The 14,284-nt window shown below is 68.8% G+C and carries 16 protein-coding genes and 1 pseudogene; 9 read left to right on the top strand and 8 right to left on the bottom strand.

Annotation, left to right across the window (positions count from 1 at the left end; all coding sequences use genetic code 11):
* Nucleotides 1-19 precede the first annotated feature (19 nt).
* The 6 genes from ACGFML_RS25835 to ACGFML_RS25860 all read right to left on the bottom strand — a co-directional run bounded on the left by ACGFML_RS25835 (nt 20) and on the right by ACGFML_RS25860 (nt 4,851).
* Nucleotides 20-1,315 carry a PP2C family protein-serine/threonine phosphatase gene (locus tag ACGFML_RS25835; RefSeq protein WP_393547476.1) on the bottom strand — a complete coding sequence of 432 codons (1,296 nt, stop codon included), beginning with the start codon at nt 1,313-1,315 and terminating at the stop codon, nt 20-22.
* Nucleotides 1,312-1,521: a hypothetical protein gene (locus ACGFML_RS25840; RefSeq protein ID WP_393547478.1), complete on the bottom strand. Its 210-nt coding sequence runs from the start codon at nt 1,519-1,521 to the stop codon at nt 1,312-1,314. Before ACGFML_RS25840 ends, ACGFML_RS25835 begins: the two co-directional genes overlap by 4 nt.
* Nucleotides 1,518-2,000 (bottom strand): ATP-binding protein, encoded by a 483-nt coding sequence (locus ACGFML_RS25845; protein WP_393547480.1) that lies wholly within the window; start codon nt 1,998-2,000, stop codon nt 1,518-1,520. Before ACGFML_RS25845 ends, ACGFML_RS25840 begins: the two co-directional genes overlap by 4 nt.
* Nucleotides 1,978-2,394 carry an STAS domain-containing protein gene (locus ACGFML_RS25850; protein WP_393547482.1) on the bottom strand — a complete coding sequence of 139 codons (417 nt, stop codon included), beginning with the start codon at nt 2,392-2,394 and terminating at the stop codon, nt 1,978-1,980. The genes ACGFML_RS25845 and ACGFML_RS25850 overlap by 23 nt, the downstream gene beginning before the upstream one ends.
* On the bottom strand, nt 2,391-3,266 hold the full coding sequence (locus ACGFML_RS25855; protein ID WP_393547484.1) for an STAS domain-containing protein: 876 nt from the start codon (nt 3,264-3,266) through the stop codon (nt 2,391-2,393). Before ACGFML_RS25855 ends, ACGFML_RS25850 begins: the two co-directional genes overlap by 4 nt.
* Nucleotides 3,267-3,681: 415 nt before the next feature.
* Entirely contained in the window at nt 3,682-4,851 is a 1,170-nt protein-coding gene (locus ACGFML_RS25860; protein WP_393547486.1) for a PP2C family protein-serine/threonine phosphatase, read from the bottom strand.
* Between the two features lie 79 nt (nt 4,852-4,930).
* On the opposite strand from ACGFML_RS25860, the gene ACGFML_RS25865 reads away from it, so the two are divergent.
* Nucleotides 4,931-5,440: a MarR family winged helix-turn-helix transcriptional regulator gene (locus ACGFML_RS25865; protein ID WP_393547488.1), complete on the top strand. Its 510-nt coding sequence runs from the start codon at nt 4,931-4,933 to the stop codon at nt 5,438-5,440.
* A 467-nt stretch (nt 5,441-5,907) separates the two neighbouring features.
* Here the strand turns inward: ACGFML_RS25865 and ACGFML_RS25870 are convergent.
* Nucleotides 5,908-6,036 (bottom strand): annotated as a pseudogene (locus tag ACGFML_RS25870) (DNA starvation/stationary phase protection protein); the annotation flags it as partial.
* 415 nt (nt 6,037-6,451) lie between these two features.
* Between ACGFML_RS25870 and ACGFML_RS25875 the strand changes: the two are divergent.
* The 8 genes from ACGFML_RS25875 (at nt 6,452) to ACGFML_RS25910 (ending at nt 12,557) form a co-directional block, all read left to right on the top strand.
* Entirely contained in the window at nt 6,452-6,580 is a 129-nt protein-coding gene (locus ACGFML_RS25875) for an LPFR motif small protein (RefSeq protein ID WP_393547490.1), read from the top strand.
* A 133-nt stretch (nt 6,581-6,713) separates the two neighbouring features.
* Nucleotides 6,714-7,628, top strand: a complete 915-nt coding sequence (locus tag ACGFML_RS25880) for an alpha/beta fold hydrolase (RefSeq protein WP_393547492.1) — start codon at nt 6,714-6,716, stop codon at nt 7,626-7,628.
* 40 nt (nt 7,629-7,668) lie between these two features.
* Nucleotides 7,669-8,430 (top strand): MerR family transcriptional regulator, encoded by a 762-nt coding sequence (locus ACGFML_RS25885; protein WP_393547494.1) that lies wholly within the window; start codon nt 7,669-7,671, stop codon nt 8,428-8,430.
* Between the two features lie 655 nt (nt 8,431-9,085).
* Nucleotides 9,086-9,541: a PaaI family thioesterase gene (locus tag ACGFML_RS25890; protein WP_393547496.1), complete on the top strand. Its 456-nt coding sequence runs from the start codon at nt 9,086-9,088 to the stop codon at nt 9,539-9,541.
* Between the two features lie 176 nt (nt 9,542-9,717).
* The gene (locus ACGFML_RS25895) at nt 9,718-9,939 is read left to right on the top strand and encodes a hypothetical protein (RefSeq protein WP_393547498.1); all 222 of its coding nucleotides are present in this window, start codon (nt 9,718-9,720) and stop codon (nt 9,937-9,939) included.
* Nucleotides 9,940-10,204: 265 nt separating this feature from the next.
* Complete coding sequence (locus ACGFML_RS25900; RefSeq protein WP_393547500.1) at nt 10,205-10,585, top strand: VOC family protein; 381 nt, start codon at nt 10,205-10,207, stop codon at nt 10,583-10,585.
* A gap of 423 nt (nt 10,586-11,008) precedes the next feature.
* Nucleotides 11,009-11,563 (top strand): hypothetical protein, encoded by a 555-nt coding sequence (locus tag ACGFML_RS25905; protein WP_393547502.1) that lies wholly within the window; start codon nt 11,009-11,011, stop codon nt 11,561-11,563.
* 19 nt (nt 11,564-11,582) lie between these two features.
* A complete protein-coding gene (locus ACGFML_RS25910) occupies nt 11,583-12,557 on the top strand; it encodes a ribosome-inactivating family protein (protein WP_393547504.1) in 975 nt (324 codons plus the stop codon).
* A gap of 140 nt (nt 12,558-12,697) precedes the next feature.
* On the opposite strand, the gene ACGFML_RS25915 is transcribed toward ACGFML_RS25910, so the two are convergent.
* Nucleotides 12,698-14,101 (bottom strand): (2,3-dihydroxybenzoyl)adenylate synthase, encoded by a 1,404-nt coding sequence (locus ACGFML_RS25915; RefSeq protein ID WP_393547540.1) that lies wholly within the window; start codon nt 14,099-14,101, stop codon nt 12,698-12,700.
* Between the last annotated feature and the right edge of the window lie 183 nt (nt 14,102-14,284).

The following is a 14,284-nucleotide window of genomic DNA, read 5'->3' on the forward strand; positions in this document are numbered from 1 at the left end:
TCATGCGCAGGGTGGCGATTCACGACTTCCTCCCCCCCGCCCGGCGGACGGCCAGGGCAAGCGTGTCGTCCGGATGCAGAACGACAGTGTGCATGTCCTCCGCGACGGCGGTGGGGATCTCGTGCACCGGCCGGCCGGCATGGGTCGAGGCGCTCTTGACGAGTCGTGCCTCGCCCTCGATCGGATCCCGTCGGCTCTCGGTCAGGCCGTCGGTGTAGAGCACGAGAAGGTCTCCCTCGTGCAGTGTGTCGGCCAGCACGGAATCGCTCCCGGGAAGCGGGAACCCGATTCCCCGGCCGCGGACCTCCAGGTAATCAGCGGTTCCGTCGGCGCGGACGACCAGGGCCGGCGGGTGGCTGCCGTTGGCCAGGCGAAGTGCTCCGGTTGCGGGGTCGATTCGGGCGAGCAGGACGGTGGCCATGACGTCGGGGTCGAACGGCGTGAGGATGTCGTGGGTACGGGCCACGATGGATTCCAGCGGATGGCCCTCGAGGGCCAGGGTGCGTACCGCATGCGTGACATTGAGCGCACTGCGGGTACTGCGCACCCCGTGGCCCAGCGCGTCCACGACCGTGATGTGGACCGTGCCGTCGGGAAGCAGGAGCCAGTCGTAGAAGTCTCCTCCGGTGGGGGCGTCGGTATCGGCCGGGGCGTAGTGAACGGCGAATTCCAGGCCGCTGACGGTGATCGGCGGGGGCCGCAGCGCGTCCTCCAGCTCGCGCAGGATCCGACCGTGCGCCCGGCGCAGTCGCTCGTCCCTCTCCTCCAGTTGGACGTACAGGGCGAGCACTCCGCTGTTGGTCTCGGCGAGTTCGTCCTTGAGTTGGTGCAGATGGGTGGTGAGGGTGTCCACCCGGGAGAGCGCGGCGCTGAGATCACCATCGAGCGCCGCGATCTCCGCCGCGTACGCCTCGGCGCCTGCGACCTCGCGGGCAGGGCCTGGAGAAGGCGCCGCGATGCGCTGTGCGGCCGGCGGGGCGGGGCGCGGCGAGTCCTCTCCTTCGCCGAGGGGGAGGCGCCAGGCAACGGTGCCGTCGGGCGTGGCCTGCCCTTGCAGCGGAAGGCCGGTCATGCGCGGCGCGGCTGGTGCCTGTCCGGCGTGCAGGGTGACCGCCAGCAGTTTCTCAGGGCCGGGCCCGGATTGCTCGAAGACCTCCAGGCGGACGGGGCCACCGGCGTCGAAGGCGGCCGCGGCCACCTGGGAGACGGAGAGCAGCAGACGCGCTCCGTTGTCGGACGGAAGCGGGTGTGCTGCGCAGATCTCCCGGACGGCGCGGCGCAGGCCCGGCAGACTGTGGAAGGTGCGGGTGGTCACGGAAGCCTCTGGGGTCGGGCGGCGAGCGCGGTCGCATCGTCGCGGGTGAGGCGGTGGATGCGGGCGATGACGGCGGCTCGGTCGGGTAGCGCCGCCGGCAGGCAGCAGTGTCCGGCGGCCGTGCGGGCGGTCCCGGCGGCAAGATCGACGGCGCTGTCGTGGTCCACGGCGATGCGTGTCGTCGGCAGGGCCCCTGGGAGAGTCACCGCCCCGCCCATCGCGTGGCGATCACGGTCGTGCCGTGTCCGGACGAGGTGTGCAGTTCGAAGGTGTTCATCAGCCGCCGGGCACCTCCCAGGCCGTGGCCGAGGCCCGTTCCGGTGGTGAAGCCGTCGGTCAGTGCCGCATCGACGTCTCCGATGCCGGGGCCGTTGTCATTGACCGTCAGACGCAGCCCGGTGTTTCCGCCCAGCGTGAGATGATCGATGGTCACGCTGCCCCCTCCGCCGTGGATGTAGGCGTTGCGCGCCAGTTCGCTGGCGGCGGTGACCACCCGCGTCTGGTCGACGATGCTGAATCCGGCGTGCTGGGCGGCCGCCCGCACTGCGTGGCGGACGGTCAACAGGTCGTCCTCGGTGCGTACGTGGTGGATCGCCCCGGCCCCGCTTCCGTCGCGGTCGGCGGTGTGGTTCGCCGTGGTGGCGGCGCGAGCCACCGTGCCGTCAGTGCTCCGGGCGGAACTCAACCCGGCCCCCTCCGGCCGACTGGGGGCTCTGACGCCAACCCATCGCCGCCATTCCTTGTTCGGCGTTGAGTGCGGTCTCCACTCCGGTGAGCTGGAGTCCCAGCTCGACCAGGGTGATGGCGACCGGCGGCCGCATGCCGGCAACGATCACCCGGGCACCCAGCAGCCGTGCCGTGGTGGTCAGCTCCATCAACGTACGGGCCACGAAGGAGTCGACGATCTCCAGCCGGGAGATGTCGATGAGTACGCCGCGGGCTCCGTCGCTGGAGATGCGGTGGGTGAGTTCCTGGGTGAACGCTATGGCAGTCGTGTCGTCGAGTTCGTTGAGGAGGCCCGTGACCAGGACATCCCCCAGGCGCAGAATCGGGACGCCACCCGAGGCGGGGGCGTTCATCGCCCGTCCAACGGGGCGGTGTCCGATGCCGCATCGGTGAGCTTCATGGCTTCACCGAGGGCGTCGGCGAGGGTGGCGCGGGTCAGGATCGTCGACAGGTCGATTCCGAGCTGCGCGATGGTCTGGGCGATGGGCGGCCGGATGCCGCTGATGACGCAGTCCGCTCCCATCAGGCGCACCGCGTTGACGGTGTGTATCAGGTGCTGGGCGACCGAGGTGTCGACGGTGGGTACGCCGGTGATGTCGATGATGGCGATCAGCGACTCGTTCTCCTGGACGGCCTGGAGGAGGTTCTCCATCACCACCTGGGTGCGTGCGGTGTCGAGTGTGCCGACCAGCGGTACGGCCAGGACCTGGCGCCACAACCTGACGACCGGCGTGGACACCTCCAGCAGCTGCTGGCTCTGCCGACGGATGATCTCCTCCCGACCCTCGACGAAGATCTCGAACGAGAGCGCACCGGCACTGTCCAGCAAGCGGTTGATCAGTACCGCGCTGCGGAAGAGGTCCTCCCCCTCACGAGTCCGCCGCTGCACGGCCTCCAGCAGGGCTTCCTTGAGCGACAGGACCGCCAGGGAGGTCGCGGTGGGGGAGACGCCCCTGCGGGCACGGCGCAAGGAGATCTCGGACACCGTCCGGTGCATCTCCTCGTGCGAAGCGACCACTTGCCCGACCGGGAGACCGAGCTCCAGGCCGGAGAGCAGGGCACCGACGAGCGCATCGGCTTCCTCGCCCAGCTCGGCCTCGCTCACGTCCCCGTCCAGCGACGGCTGTGCCAGCTGCAGTCGCACCCAGCGGTCCGAGATCTCATCGGCCTCTTCGCGCAGCACGTTCGTGACACGCTCGCGTGCGGCAGCCTCAGCGGAAACCAACTCATCGTCCCTTCGGTCCGGCCCGCCTGAACGCCTCGGGACTCCTCACCCGGCGGTGCAGCCGAGCCCACCCGCGCTCGTCAATAATTGCCTTCCGGCAAATGTTAGCGAGCACGATCAAGCGTTGACAGCCGCGGGCCCCCTCTTCATCCGCTGAGGTGGGTGGACGGCGGGAGGAGATATGAGATCCGGATTCTCGGGGATCCGGCAGCCCGGCGGAGCCCCGTGGGCGGGTGTGGACCGCGCGCATCGCGGGGGAGATCACGCGCCGACCGGCGGCGGAGGCAAGCGGCCGGTGGGCTGCGACGAACCCGGACCATGCCGGAAGCAGCCGCCTACTGGAGGGAACCGCGCACGGGCCGCGCGGAGCCGGAGTCAGCAAGGACGCCGGCGCCGAGCCCACACCGGTGCGTGCCTAACGGAGATCGTTGCCGAACCAGTCAAAACACAGCACCAAGGCGTCATCCAGCGTCTGCGCCTCGCGATATTCGGCCACATCGCGGAGAAGGGCCCCCGGCGCCATGGCGGCGGGCAGCAGACGCGTCGCATGCAGCGCCCGCGCGAGCGCCCGCTCGGCATACTTTCCGTCCCGCGGCGAGGGTGCCTCGTACACCCCGTCGCTCACGAACAGCAGCCGGTCACCCGGCTCGACCGTGAGGCTCTCGGTCGTGTAGTGGGACTCCTCGAACATGCCCAGCGGCAGCTGCTTGTCCAGATCGATGCGCTCGACGGACTTTCCCCGCAGCCGCCACATCTGCGGCGATCCCGCGTCGATGATCTCCATGTGCCCCGTCGCGAGATCGAGGTGCAGGAGCAGCGTCGATACGTAGGACGTGCCCCGGTAGTGGTGGTAGAGCGCTTGGTCGGCCAGTGCCGCCTGATCGGCGAGACCGACGCCGGCACGGCGCGCGTTGCGCAGGGCGCTGACGGCGAGGTGGGTGAGGAGCGATGCCTCGACGCCCTGCCCCATGCCGTTGGTGACGGTGAGGGTCAGCCCGTCGGCGTCCGAGGCCCAGTCGAAGTTGTCGCCGTGCACGGCGTAGGCGGGTTCCAGCTGGGCGCCGACGGCGTACTGCGCGGTGGTACACGCCCGGGCCGGGAGCAGCTGCCACTGCATTTCCGCCGCCACGGTGAGGCGGCCGACGCGGCGTGCCCGCTGGTAGACATCGGTATCCCGCTCGGCGACGAGGACCTCGTGGCCCAGTTGCTCGGCCACCTGCCTCAACTCGTCGAGGACCGTCGGCGTGGAGCGCCCGGTGGGGAGCCGGACGCTCAGGATGCCGATCCGGTCGCCCCGCACCGTCACTGGGAGATGGTGGTCGATGGCCTCGCCCTGCGGGGTCTGCTGCTCGCGCCGCTCCTGGCTGCCCAGTGCCCGGCCTTCCGGGCTGCTGGAAATGGGCAGCGAGCTGTCGTCGCCTCCCGAGGAGTCGTATGGGTTGAGGACCGTGCCGCCGTAGTCCGTCAGCAACAGGCGCACCGAGGTGGCCCCGTAGGCGGCGGCGAGATGGTGACGCAAGGTGTCCAGCAGGGCGTGCGGGAGCGATGCGCGCAGTGCCGCCGACACCTCGAAGCGTTCAGTCATGGTTCCCGAGCACCCTTCGTGCAGGTTCAAGAGCAGGGTCGGTCTGACAACGGCAGGCGCAGGGTGACAGAGTGTTCGTGTGTCCCGTTTCACCAGTCGGCCCCCTTCCCGCGAGCAGGCGAGCGCGGCGGCCCTTGCTGCCTCCGAACTGCTCGAGGTCCTGTGGGGTCGCGGACAGGAGGCGGCACACTCGGCGGGGGTCTCCCCTTCCCAGCTCCGCGCCCTGCTGGTGATCGAGAAGCGGGAAGGCACGAATCTGCGCACTCTCGCCGAAGCGCTCGCCTCGCGCCCACCGGCGGTCAGCAGGCTCTGCGACCGTCTGGAAGCGATGGGTCTCGCCGAACGAGGCCCCAGTGCGACGAGCCGACGTGAGGTCGAGCTGCGGCTGAGCTTGCGCGGCAGGGTGCTGCTGGAGGAGTACCGCGCGGCGCGGAGCCGGGACGTCACGGCAACCCTGGAGCGGATGGAGCCCTCCGAGGTAGCCAAGCTCGCGGCCGGCCTCGAGGCCTTTCACGCGGCTGCCGCCCGGCTCGCAGCCGACGAGGATGGCGCGGTCAGCCGGCACAACAGCGTCGCGGACAGTGCGTAGCGTCACCTGAGCTCCGTCTCTCGATCCGATGTCCCCCGCCGGAAACGCTCTGCGCAGACGAGACGAACGGATCGCCGCCGCACCGGCGACGTTATCAAAGCGCAATATCGCCACCTCGCCGGGCGATCGGGCGTCCCGGCGAGGTGACAGTCCGGAGGGCCACGCGCCTCCAACAGGTCCAACGGGGGCTTGGCTCCGGCCGACCCATGACCAGCAACCAGCGACCAGCGACCAGCGACCAGCGACCAGCGACCAGTGACCAGCGACCAGTGACCAGCGATCGCGGTGAGCATCGCGGCGCGGAGCTTAGTCAGGCAGCGGGTGTGCAGGCAGGCGGGAGTCATCGACCCCAAGGCATGGCGTCGTCCCTGCCACCGCTGCCTGCAGACTCGGTGCCGGCGCACTGATGCCGACAGCAGGCTCCCCGTCGGTCGGAGTGCCACGGAAGACGAGAGTGCTCAGGCGGCTCAGGGCTGGTTGCGCGCCTGCTCGGCCGCTGCCCGGCCCGCCTCGGCCTCGCCGTCATCCGAGCCCGTGCTGAGTTTCCCGCCGGCGCTTTCCAGGTGCGCCCTGACGAACCACTGAGCCTTTTCCAACCTCGTTCTGACACCGCGAAATGGAGAGGTGGGGGCAGCTCTGACGAGCTGGTGATGCGGGCGGTGCTCATGCGGCCGAACTCCCGTGCCCGATCCCGTCGCCGTGGGGAGAGCGCGGCGATTGAGTGCGGCGGTATTTTCTGTTGCCGCACCCGATGGTGAAGCGGGGAGCCATGGATGGTGAAGCAGGGAACCATACGCGCACACCCGAAAATGCCTTGTTTGCTTCCCGGGTCACGGGGGTATCCGGATGCGTTTTCCGTTCTCGGGGCGCTGCTGCCGAGAATTACTGGAAGCAGGTCTTCTGGTGGGGCCTTTACGTTTTCTCGGCTGACTCGCGGGCACGCCCACAGTGCACGGCCGCTCAGCGGCATCTCGCAGCCGGCATTACCGGCAGACAGGTAGGAGGCCGCCCATGCTCACAGCAATCGCAGACGTCGTCAGGGCCATCGGCGGTGCCATCGCCACCGTCATCACCCTGCCGTTCAAGGCCGTCGCCCGCCTCTTCGGCGGTGCCGCCGACAGCGCGCACGGCCGCCACTGAGAGCCCTCCCGACATACGTCGCGAGGAATTTCCGACCAGCCGCACGGCAGCGCGTTGAACAGCTGCGCACGTTTCGGGTACGGCGACGGAAGGGATTGACCCTGCCCCTGCGTCAGGGTTGGAGCCTTGCCGCATGACGAACAACAGCACGTCCCCGGCTCGGCTCGCGCCGCCGATCGGAGGGGTCCAGGAGATCGACGGCCGCCGCATTTTCGTACATCGGTCGGGCAGCGGCGGCCCGGCCGTGGTGTTCCTGCCGGGCGCCGGCGCGGTCGGCCTCGACTATTTCGGCGTCCAGCAGGAGGTTTCGCAGTTCACCACCGCCGTCGTGTACGACCGTGGCGGCACGGGCCACAGCGATCCCCTCCCGCTGCCGCGCACCGCCGCCGCGGTCGCCACGGAACTGCGCGAGCTGCTGCGTGCCCAGAACATCGCCGCGCCATACGTTCTCGTGGCGCACTCCCTCGGCGGCTTCTACGCGCATCGGTTCGCGCAGCTGTACCCGCAGGACGTGGCCGGGTTGGTCTGGTTGGACGCCTTTCACCGCGACTGGGACGACTTCATGCCTTCCGCGGCGGGTCTGGCCGCGGTCGAGCGGATGGCACCTGATCGGGAGCAGCTGGAGCGGATGCGCCCGGCCCTGCGCGAGATGTTCGCCGAGTTGTTCGCGGACTACCCGGAGCACATGCGGCAGGCGCTGACCGATGCCAAGGTGAGTGATGAATGGACCCGCGCCGGCATCGCCGAGCGCACCAAGTTGGCCGAGCTCGCCACCGAACTGCGGGCCGGGCCGAACATTCCTGACGTCCCGGTGGTTGCTCTCTCCGTGGTGGGCATCGACCCGGGCCAGCAGGCGCTGATGTCGGAGCGGACGCTGCACGAGATGAACGACGGCAGGACGAGAATGGACGCGGCCCTGGTGAGCGCGGTCGCGCGCGGGGAACAACGCATCCTCTCCGACACCAGCCACCACCGGCTCTGCTTCGATCGCCCCGATGCCGTGGTCCGGGCGATCCGCGACGTCGTCGACCGGGCGGCTCGCCCATAGACTCGGCACGACCACGTTGCACGAAGACCCGAGGAGGACGGTGCTCACGATCGGCCAGCTCGCGGCAGCCGCCGGCGTGACTGTGCGCACCGTTCGCCACTACCACCACGTCGGCCTGTTGCCCGAGCCCGAGCGCGATGCCTCCGGCTACCGCCGCTACGGCGCGCAAGCGGCGGTGGACCTCATCCGGATCAGGACCCTCGCCGATGCCGGAGTGCCACTGGCGCGCATCGACGCGCTGCTGCATGCACAGCCGGCCGAATTCGACGCGGCCGTCACCGACATCGATGCCGAGTTGCAGCGCAAGATCGACCAGCTCACCGACTACCGCCGCCGGATCGCCGAACTGGCCAGCGGCGAAAGGCTTGTCCTGCCCCCCGAGGTGGTTGCCATCCTGAACCGGATGCGCAGTCTCGGGGTCAGCGAACGGAGGGTACGACTCGAGCGCGACTCGTGGATCCTGATGCAGGCACTGGACCCGCACGCGATGCCGCAGCGCATACGGGACAAGAACGCCGGCTTCGACGACCCCGAGACGACGCGCCTGTATCTCGCCTGTGATCAATCGGTCGACTGGGATCCAGACGATCCCCGCCTGGACGGGCTCATCGACGACCTGGACGCATGGGAGATCACACACGAACGAGACGGCAACCGGGCCGGGTATCTGAAGCTGGTCTCTTCCCGGATCTCCGAGGCATCACCGGCATGGCAACGCGTCCTCGATGCGCTCGCCCACCGCGCCAAGCAGCGCGGACGCACCGGGCACGACAGCCGACAGGCGCAGCAGAACCCGAGGTGAACCGGCGCCCCGTTGATGTGATCAGCGTGGCCACTTCGCGGTGCGCCGGGGGTGGGCCGCGGCGACATGGCGGATGGCCGTCTGCTCGGTGTCGCCGAACAGTTGCATCAATGTCAGGGGGCGGCGCTCTCGTCCTGGGCGGTCATGATCAGGGTGTTCCTCATACATGGTTGACACCGTCCACGCGATCATGGTGGCCTTGCGCGGCCATACCCACCGAGCGCGCCCAAGGGCACGTCAACGCGCAGCACTTCCACGGCACGTCAAGGAACAACACGTCAACGCACGGCACGTCAACGCACGGCACGTCAACGCACGGCACGTCAACGAACGCGATGTGAAGTGACCTCGGGAGCAACCAGTGACACAGGGCCGCCGGACGGATTCGACTGAAGTGGTGGTGCCGCATCACGTCTACGGATTTCCCGGCGTGGGATTCGGCGGCTATGTGGCAGGAATTCTCTCCCGGAAGCTCTCGGGCGACTCGGTAAAGGTGAGATTCCGGCGGCCCACGCCCCTCGGTTCCCCCGTAGCCCTGCGAGCAGCCGCGGACAACGGTTATGAACTGGCAGACGGGGAGGATGTCCTCCTCACTGCCCAGGAGTGCGAAACGGTTGATTCGCCGCCTTCCATCCCCTCCTGGGACGACGTCCGCATGGCCGAAAAGCAGCACCCACTGACCGACTCACCGTTCTACCGAGGCGACTGCTTCGGCTGCGGCGGGGACCGGACCCCGGGCCAGGGCCTGCGGCAGACCTTCTCGCTGCTGCCCGAACAGTCCCTGGTGGCCGCCACCTGGACGCCGGACCCCGAACTCGGCCCTGGCGGCGACGAGTTGCCAGCGGAGCACGTCTGGGGCGCCCTCGACTGCCCCGGCGGCTGGGCCTGCCGTCTGTTCAGCGCCGCGCCGCACGAGACCGTGACGGCCCATTTGGCGACGACCGTGACCAAGCCGGTCGTCCTGGGCGAGGAACACATCACCTTCGGCTGGGTCATCTCCAAGGCGGGCCGCAAGCACATGGTGGGAAGCGCCATCGCCACCCGTGACGGCGAGCTCTGCGCCCGCTCCACGGCGCTCTGGCTCACCCTTCCTCCCCAGGCGGCCTGGTAGGGCTTTGTTACGTGGGCTTGTCGCGGTGAAGGCCGCGGTGGGTTCATGTACTTCACCGCACGAGGTCTTGGTGCTCCACCGTCATGCCCGACTGGCCGACTCATGACATAAGTCATCCCCAGAAGGTGACTCAAGGCCCTGCATGGTCGGCTGCCGATCCTCGTAGACTCCACATCATGACCAAATCACTGAAAGCCGGACGAGATGACTCCTGGGAAGGTGTCGTCATCGATAAGTCCCGAGGCATGCTCGACGGCTCGAACATGTACCACTTCGTCGAAGTTCGCCTTGCCGACGGCGAATCCGCGAAGGCCCGGATCGGCCGCCAGCTCTGGAAGTCGATCGCGGTCGGCGACCGGATCGTCAAGGTGCCGGGCGCCGACCCGGCCAAGGGGTAGCCCTCCGACCAAGCCGGCCGCCGCCTGCGGCGCAGCCGCAACGGCGGCCGGCTTGGTCGGCTTCGACCTGCAGACCTGCAGACCTGCAGACCTGCAGACCTACAAGCAACGAACACTGTTGGACGCTGCATCAACCGACTCAATCCGTGGCGCAACCTGGCCAGGCGAACCGACAAACAGTCGCGGGATCGTTTTCACTGCTGGGAGCCCATGAGGTTCGTGGGTGGCCTCCCCGGCACTTCCCAGGCTGAAAGCAGGTTTCGTCATGGCATGTCGTATCAGTGAGCTCGTGCTCGGTTGCCGGGACCCCGAGGTGCTGGCGCGGTTCTGGTGCGAGGTCCTGGACTTCGTCGTGCTCGATCGCGAGGACGACGGCACGCTGGAGATCGGGCCGCGCGAAGGGTTCGGCGGTCCGCAGCCGACGATCATCCTCAGTCGCAGGGATGAGCCGGAGAAGGGGAAGTCCCGGCTGCACATCGACGTCAACGCCACCGACCGCGATCAGGACGCCGAGCTCGAACGCCTTCTGAAGCTCGGTGCCCGCCCGGCCGACATCGGCCAGACGGGGGAGGAGCAGTGGCACGTCCTGGCCGACCCCGAAGGCAATGAGTTCTGCCTCCTCAAGGCCCGCCTCAACCCACTTTGATGCTCATCGGTCACACCTCGGTACCAGGTCCCAGGGGCTGCCTCGAAGTCCCGTGTGACGGGCGTGTCGTGATCGTGAAGTGAGGAGCGAAGTAAGTGAGGTCTCCCGTAGAGGTTCGCCGACCGAGAAGAACCTGAACACCGGAGACCTCGTGGCCACCCGGCCTCGCGCTTTCGATGAGACGGGCTGTCCGGCGGACGGGCAGCCCAGCGAACAGTGCCTCTGGTCAGCGGGCATGAGGATTGTCGAGGCCGTCGTCCCGCTTCGGCCTGATGCCTCGCATTCGTGAAGGCTCGCGTTGAGTGGTCGTCAAGGGAACGTTGATGGCGGTTCCCTAGCGTTTCTGGTGCATCGATCCGCGATCAACACCGAGGTGGCGTACGCATGCTGTTCCCCACGCGAGGCAAAGGCACGATCTCTTCCTTGTACGCCGGGGTGAACTCGCCCCGGCGGCGGACCGCGGTCATGGCCGGGGTGCTCGTGAGTGTGTCCGTGGTGGCGCTGGGGACGGCTTCCGCGGCGTCGCAGGGGTCGGGGGAGTCGGCGAAGACCGCTGTGCAGGCGGCTCCGGCGACCGACTCGGCGCGTGAGCACTGGCAGCCGCCGAAGGTCCGGAGCGAGGGCCCCGAGGACCCGAAGCCAGGGCAGATCAACACCGACTACCTGATCAGTGAGGTGTCCCCGGCGCAGTTCAGGGGCTATTGGTACCAGTCGCACATCAAGGGGGTCAGTGTCACGTGGGTGGCGCCCTCGGGACGGGATCCGTACAACGGCTGGGACTGGATCGAGATCCAGGACAGCAACGGCAAGCGCGTCACGTGGGACTGGGCCTGTGGCAACGCCAACTGCGGCGCGTACGGCTCGACCCTGATCGATGCGAACCTGACAAAGGGCGCGGAGTACAAGGCCCTCTACTACAGCGACGGGGGCCGCGTCACCAAGGGCACCCTGCAGGCCGAGTTCGCGTTCTGGGCCTGACATGGGAGACACAGCAGAGATGACGCGAAGGGTTGACCGGGCCGAACGGTCCGAACGCGGGCCGATCCGACGGCGGTTGGTCAGCGCGGCTGTGGTGATTTCGGTGCTGGCGGGCACGCTGGGCGCGGGAGAGGCGGTCACCTACGGGGCACCGGCCCGGCCCGGACAGGACCGGAGCGCCCAAGCCCGGCCCCAGGAGCAGGCGCAGCCGGGGGCGGTGACGGACGACGAGGATTTCGCCGACCTCTATACCCGTACGGTCGCGAACGTCCGCAGCGCGATGCTGGGAGAGCAGAGCGTCCGGCGACCCGGTGCCGGCCACCTGATCCAGAACCCGGACCCCGACGCCTTCCAGTCGGTCTACATCGGACGGTTCACCGAGGACGAGTTCATCCTGGGCGGCATGGTCCGAGCAGTCTTCCGCCGGTCCGACAGCTATCTGCTGGGGTTCTACGTGGAGAACCGGGACGCGAGCAGCCGGGTCTTCTACACGTTCACCGAGCAGGTGAACGGCCGCACGAGGGACATGATCCCGGGCAACGTGTACCCGGGCGTCCGCAGGGAGCACTTCGGCTGGGGCGTCACCTACCAGGGTCTCCCCGCCACCACCATCAGCCGAAGCCGCCTGCGGGAGGCGGTGCGCGCCATCTACCATCACGACCCGAACACGAGCACCCACACGCTGGAGGCCGGAGTCCAGGCGCTGGCCGTGTCCCTGGCCGAAGGGGCGAGGTTCCAGGCGATTCCCGCGCAGATCGCCCAGGCGATCCGTGGCAGGACGTCCTGGGTCGTGGGCAGCCACGCGGACGAGATCAGGAACTGGGACCAGCGGTCCAGGGTCGTCTTCCAGGCACGCGCCACCGACCCGAGCGGTTATGGCGAGGTGTGGCAGCAGCGCCGTGCATACGACTGGAATGGCGCCCGTGTGCTGCTGACCGCGCTGGATCTGGCCCGCCGGCTCTACCTGATCAAGCCGCCGACGAGGAAGGGCTGACCTGCACGGCACCACACGCGGCGCTCGCCGGGAGCGGCTGCCGCCGTGCTCCACCGCGTGTCGGAGGATGCACTGCTGCCACTGCTGCCACGCGACGTTCCCGGCGGTGATGGTGAAGGCCCGCGGCCGGCCCTGCCCCGTCACAGGCCGGATGGATCTTCTGGGTCGGCCGGCCGCGGGACGTCGTTGAGGCTGCCGGTCACCATCAGGTTGCCGTCCGGTGTACGCCGCGCGAGGTTGCCGGTGCGGAAGTAGCCGTCGGTGGTGAAGGAGCGTGCGTTGTGGTCGGGCGCCCGGTAGTAGCCACGCAGGGTATAGGGACCGCGGGCGAGGAGTTCGCCGGACTCCCCGTCGGGCACGTTCTTGCCGTCGGCGTCGACGATGCGGATTTCGTCGTCGGGCGAGAGCGGGCGGCCCTGCGTGCTGAGCACGGTCTCGTCCGGATCGGCGGGCCGGGTGAGGGTGAGCGGCCCTTCGGGTATGGCGAAGACCTGCTGCAGGCGACAGCCCAATTCGGGGCCTATCCGTTGGGCGGTCGCCCGGTGCAAGGGCGCGCCGCCGATCTGCACGAGGCGCAGACTGCTCAAGTCGGCCTGCAAGTCGGCCGGCGAGTCGGTCTGGGCCGTGGGAAGTGCGTCGAGCCAGAGCTGGGCGGCGGCGGGTGCCAACGACGTGATGGTGACCTGCTCTCGTCCGATGGCCGCAAGGCATTCGGCGGGTTCCGGGTTCTCGGTCAGGACGACGGTGCCGCCGACGGAGAGGGTGCCGACGATGCCGGGGCAGCCGAAGGTGACGTTGGAGTCGGCGGGCAGCGCGGCGAGATACACGTCGTTCTCGGTGAGCGACACCAGCTCGGCGGCGGCTTGCGCCTGGTAGGCGTAGTCGTTGTGGGTGCGTGGAATGAGCCTGGGTGCCGCGGTGGTGCCACCGGAGGGCAGGAAGAACGCCACCTGGTCGGCGCTCCGCGCAGGCATCGGCCCGGGCGGGGCGTCGATGGAGCTCAGCGGGAAGTAGTGGCAGCCCGACCGGTCCGTCGAAAGGCCGCCGTACGGGGACACGGCGTCCGGCGCCTCAAAGGTGAACACCCGCCGCAGGAAAGGCCCTTGGGTTGCGATGTCCGCGGCCATCGCTGTGTGGTCGAAGCCCTGGTATGTCGAGGGGCCGACATAGCCTGTGGCCTCGGTGACCCGTACGAGGTGGGACACCTCGAACGCGCGGTGCGAGACCGGGCAGAACACGGGGACCGCGCCGAGGCGCATCAGCGCGAACACGGTGATGACGAACTCGGGAACGTTCGGTAGCTGGACGACGACCCGTTGTCCCGGCCTCAGGCCGCGCAGCCGGAATCCGGCGGCCATGCGGTCGACGCGCCGGCTCAGGGCCGCGTAGGTGATGCGGGTGCCGCCGTGCACGAGCGCGGTCCGCTGTCCGTATTGCAGGGCCCAGCCGCGCAGCAGGTTGTCCAGCGTATTGCCACGCCAGTGCCCGGCCGCCCAATAGCGGTCGACGAACTCCTCGGGCCAGGACGTGCAGCCGTCGAGCATGGATGCCACTCGCTTCCTTCCGTACCTGTCTCTGAACCGGCAGCTGACCGATGCCCGCTGCCGGGTCGCAGGGCCCATCCCGGTCGATGTCGCGTCCCGACCCCATATCGCCCCCTTCTCGACGCCGGGGCAGCACCGCCGTTTGACCTGGTCAAGCCAATCTGTCGACACCCGTCATACGCA

The sequence above is a fragment of the Streptomyces sp. NPDC048650 genome (assembly GCF_043199095.1).
Classification (GTDB): Bacteria; Actinomycetota; Actinomycetes; order Streptomycetales; family Streptomycetaceae; genus Streptomyces.

Coding starts and splice junctions, on each gene's coding strand:
- ACGFML_RS25850 (WP_393547482.1), bottom strand. CDS start 2,394: ATGAACGCCCCCGCCTCGGGTGGCGTCCCGATTCTGCGCCTGGGGGAT.
- ACGFML_RS25860 (WP_393547486.1), bottom strand. CDS start 4,851: ATGACTGAACGCTTCGAGGTGTCGGCGGCACTGCGCGCATCGCTCCCG.
- ACGFML_RS25875 (WP_393547490.1), top strand. CDS start 6,452: ATGCTCACAGCAATCGCAGACGTCGTCAGGGCCATCGGCGGTGCCATC.
- ACGFML_RS25880 (WP_393547492.1), top strand. CDS start 6,714: ATGACGAACAACAGCACGTCCCCGGCTCGGCTCGCGCCGCCGATCGGA.
- ACGFML_RS25890 (WP_393547496.1), top strand. CDS start 9,086: ATGGCCGAAAAGCAGCACCCACTGACCGACTCACCGTTCTACCGAGGC.
- ACGFML_RS25895 (WP_393547498.1), top strand. CDS start 9,718: ATGACCAAATCACTGAAAGCCGGACGAGATGACTCCTGGGAAGGTGTC.
- ACGFML_RS25900 (WP_393547500.1), top strand. CDS start 10,205: ATGGCATGTCGTATCAGTGAGCTCGTGCTCGGTTGCCGGGACCCCGAG.
- ACGFML_RS25910 (WP_393547504.1), top strand. CDS start 11,583: ATGACGCGAAGGGTTGACCGGGCCGAACGGTCCGAACGCGGGCCGATC.
- ACGFML_RS25915 (WP_393547540.1), bottom strand. CDS start 14,101: ATGCTCGACGGCTGCACGTCCTGGCCCGAGGAGTTCGTCGACCGCTAT.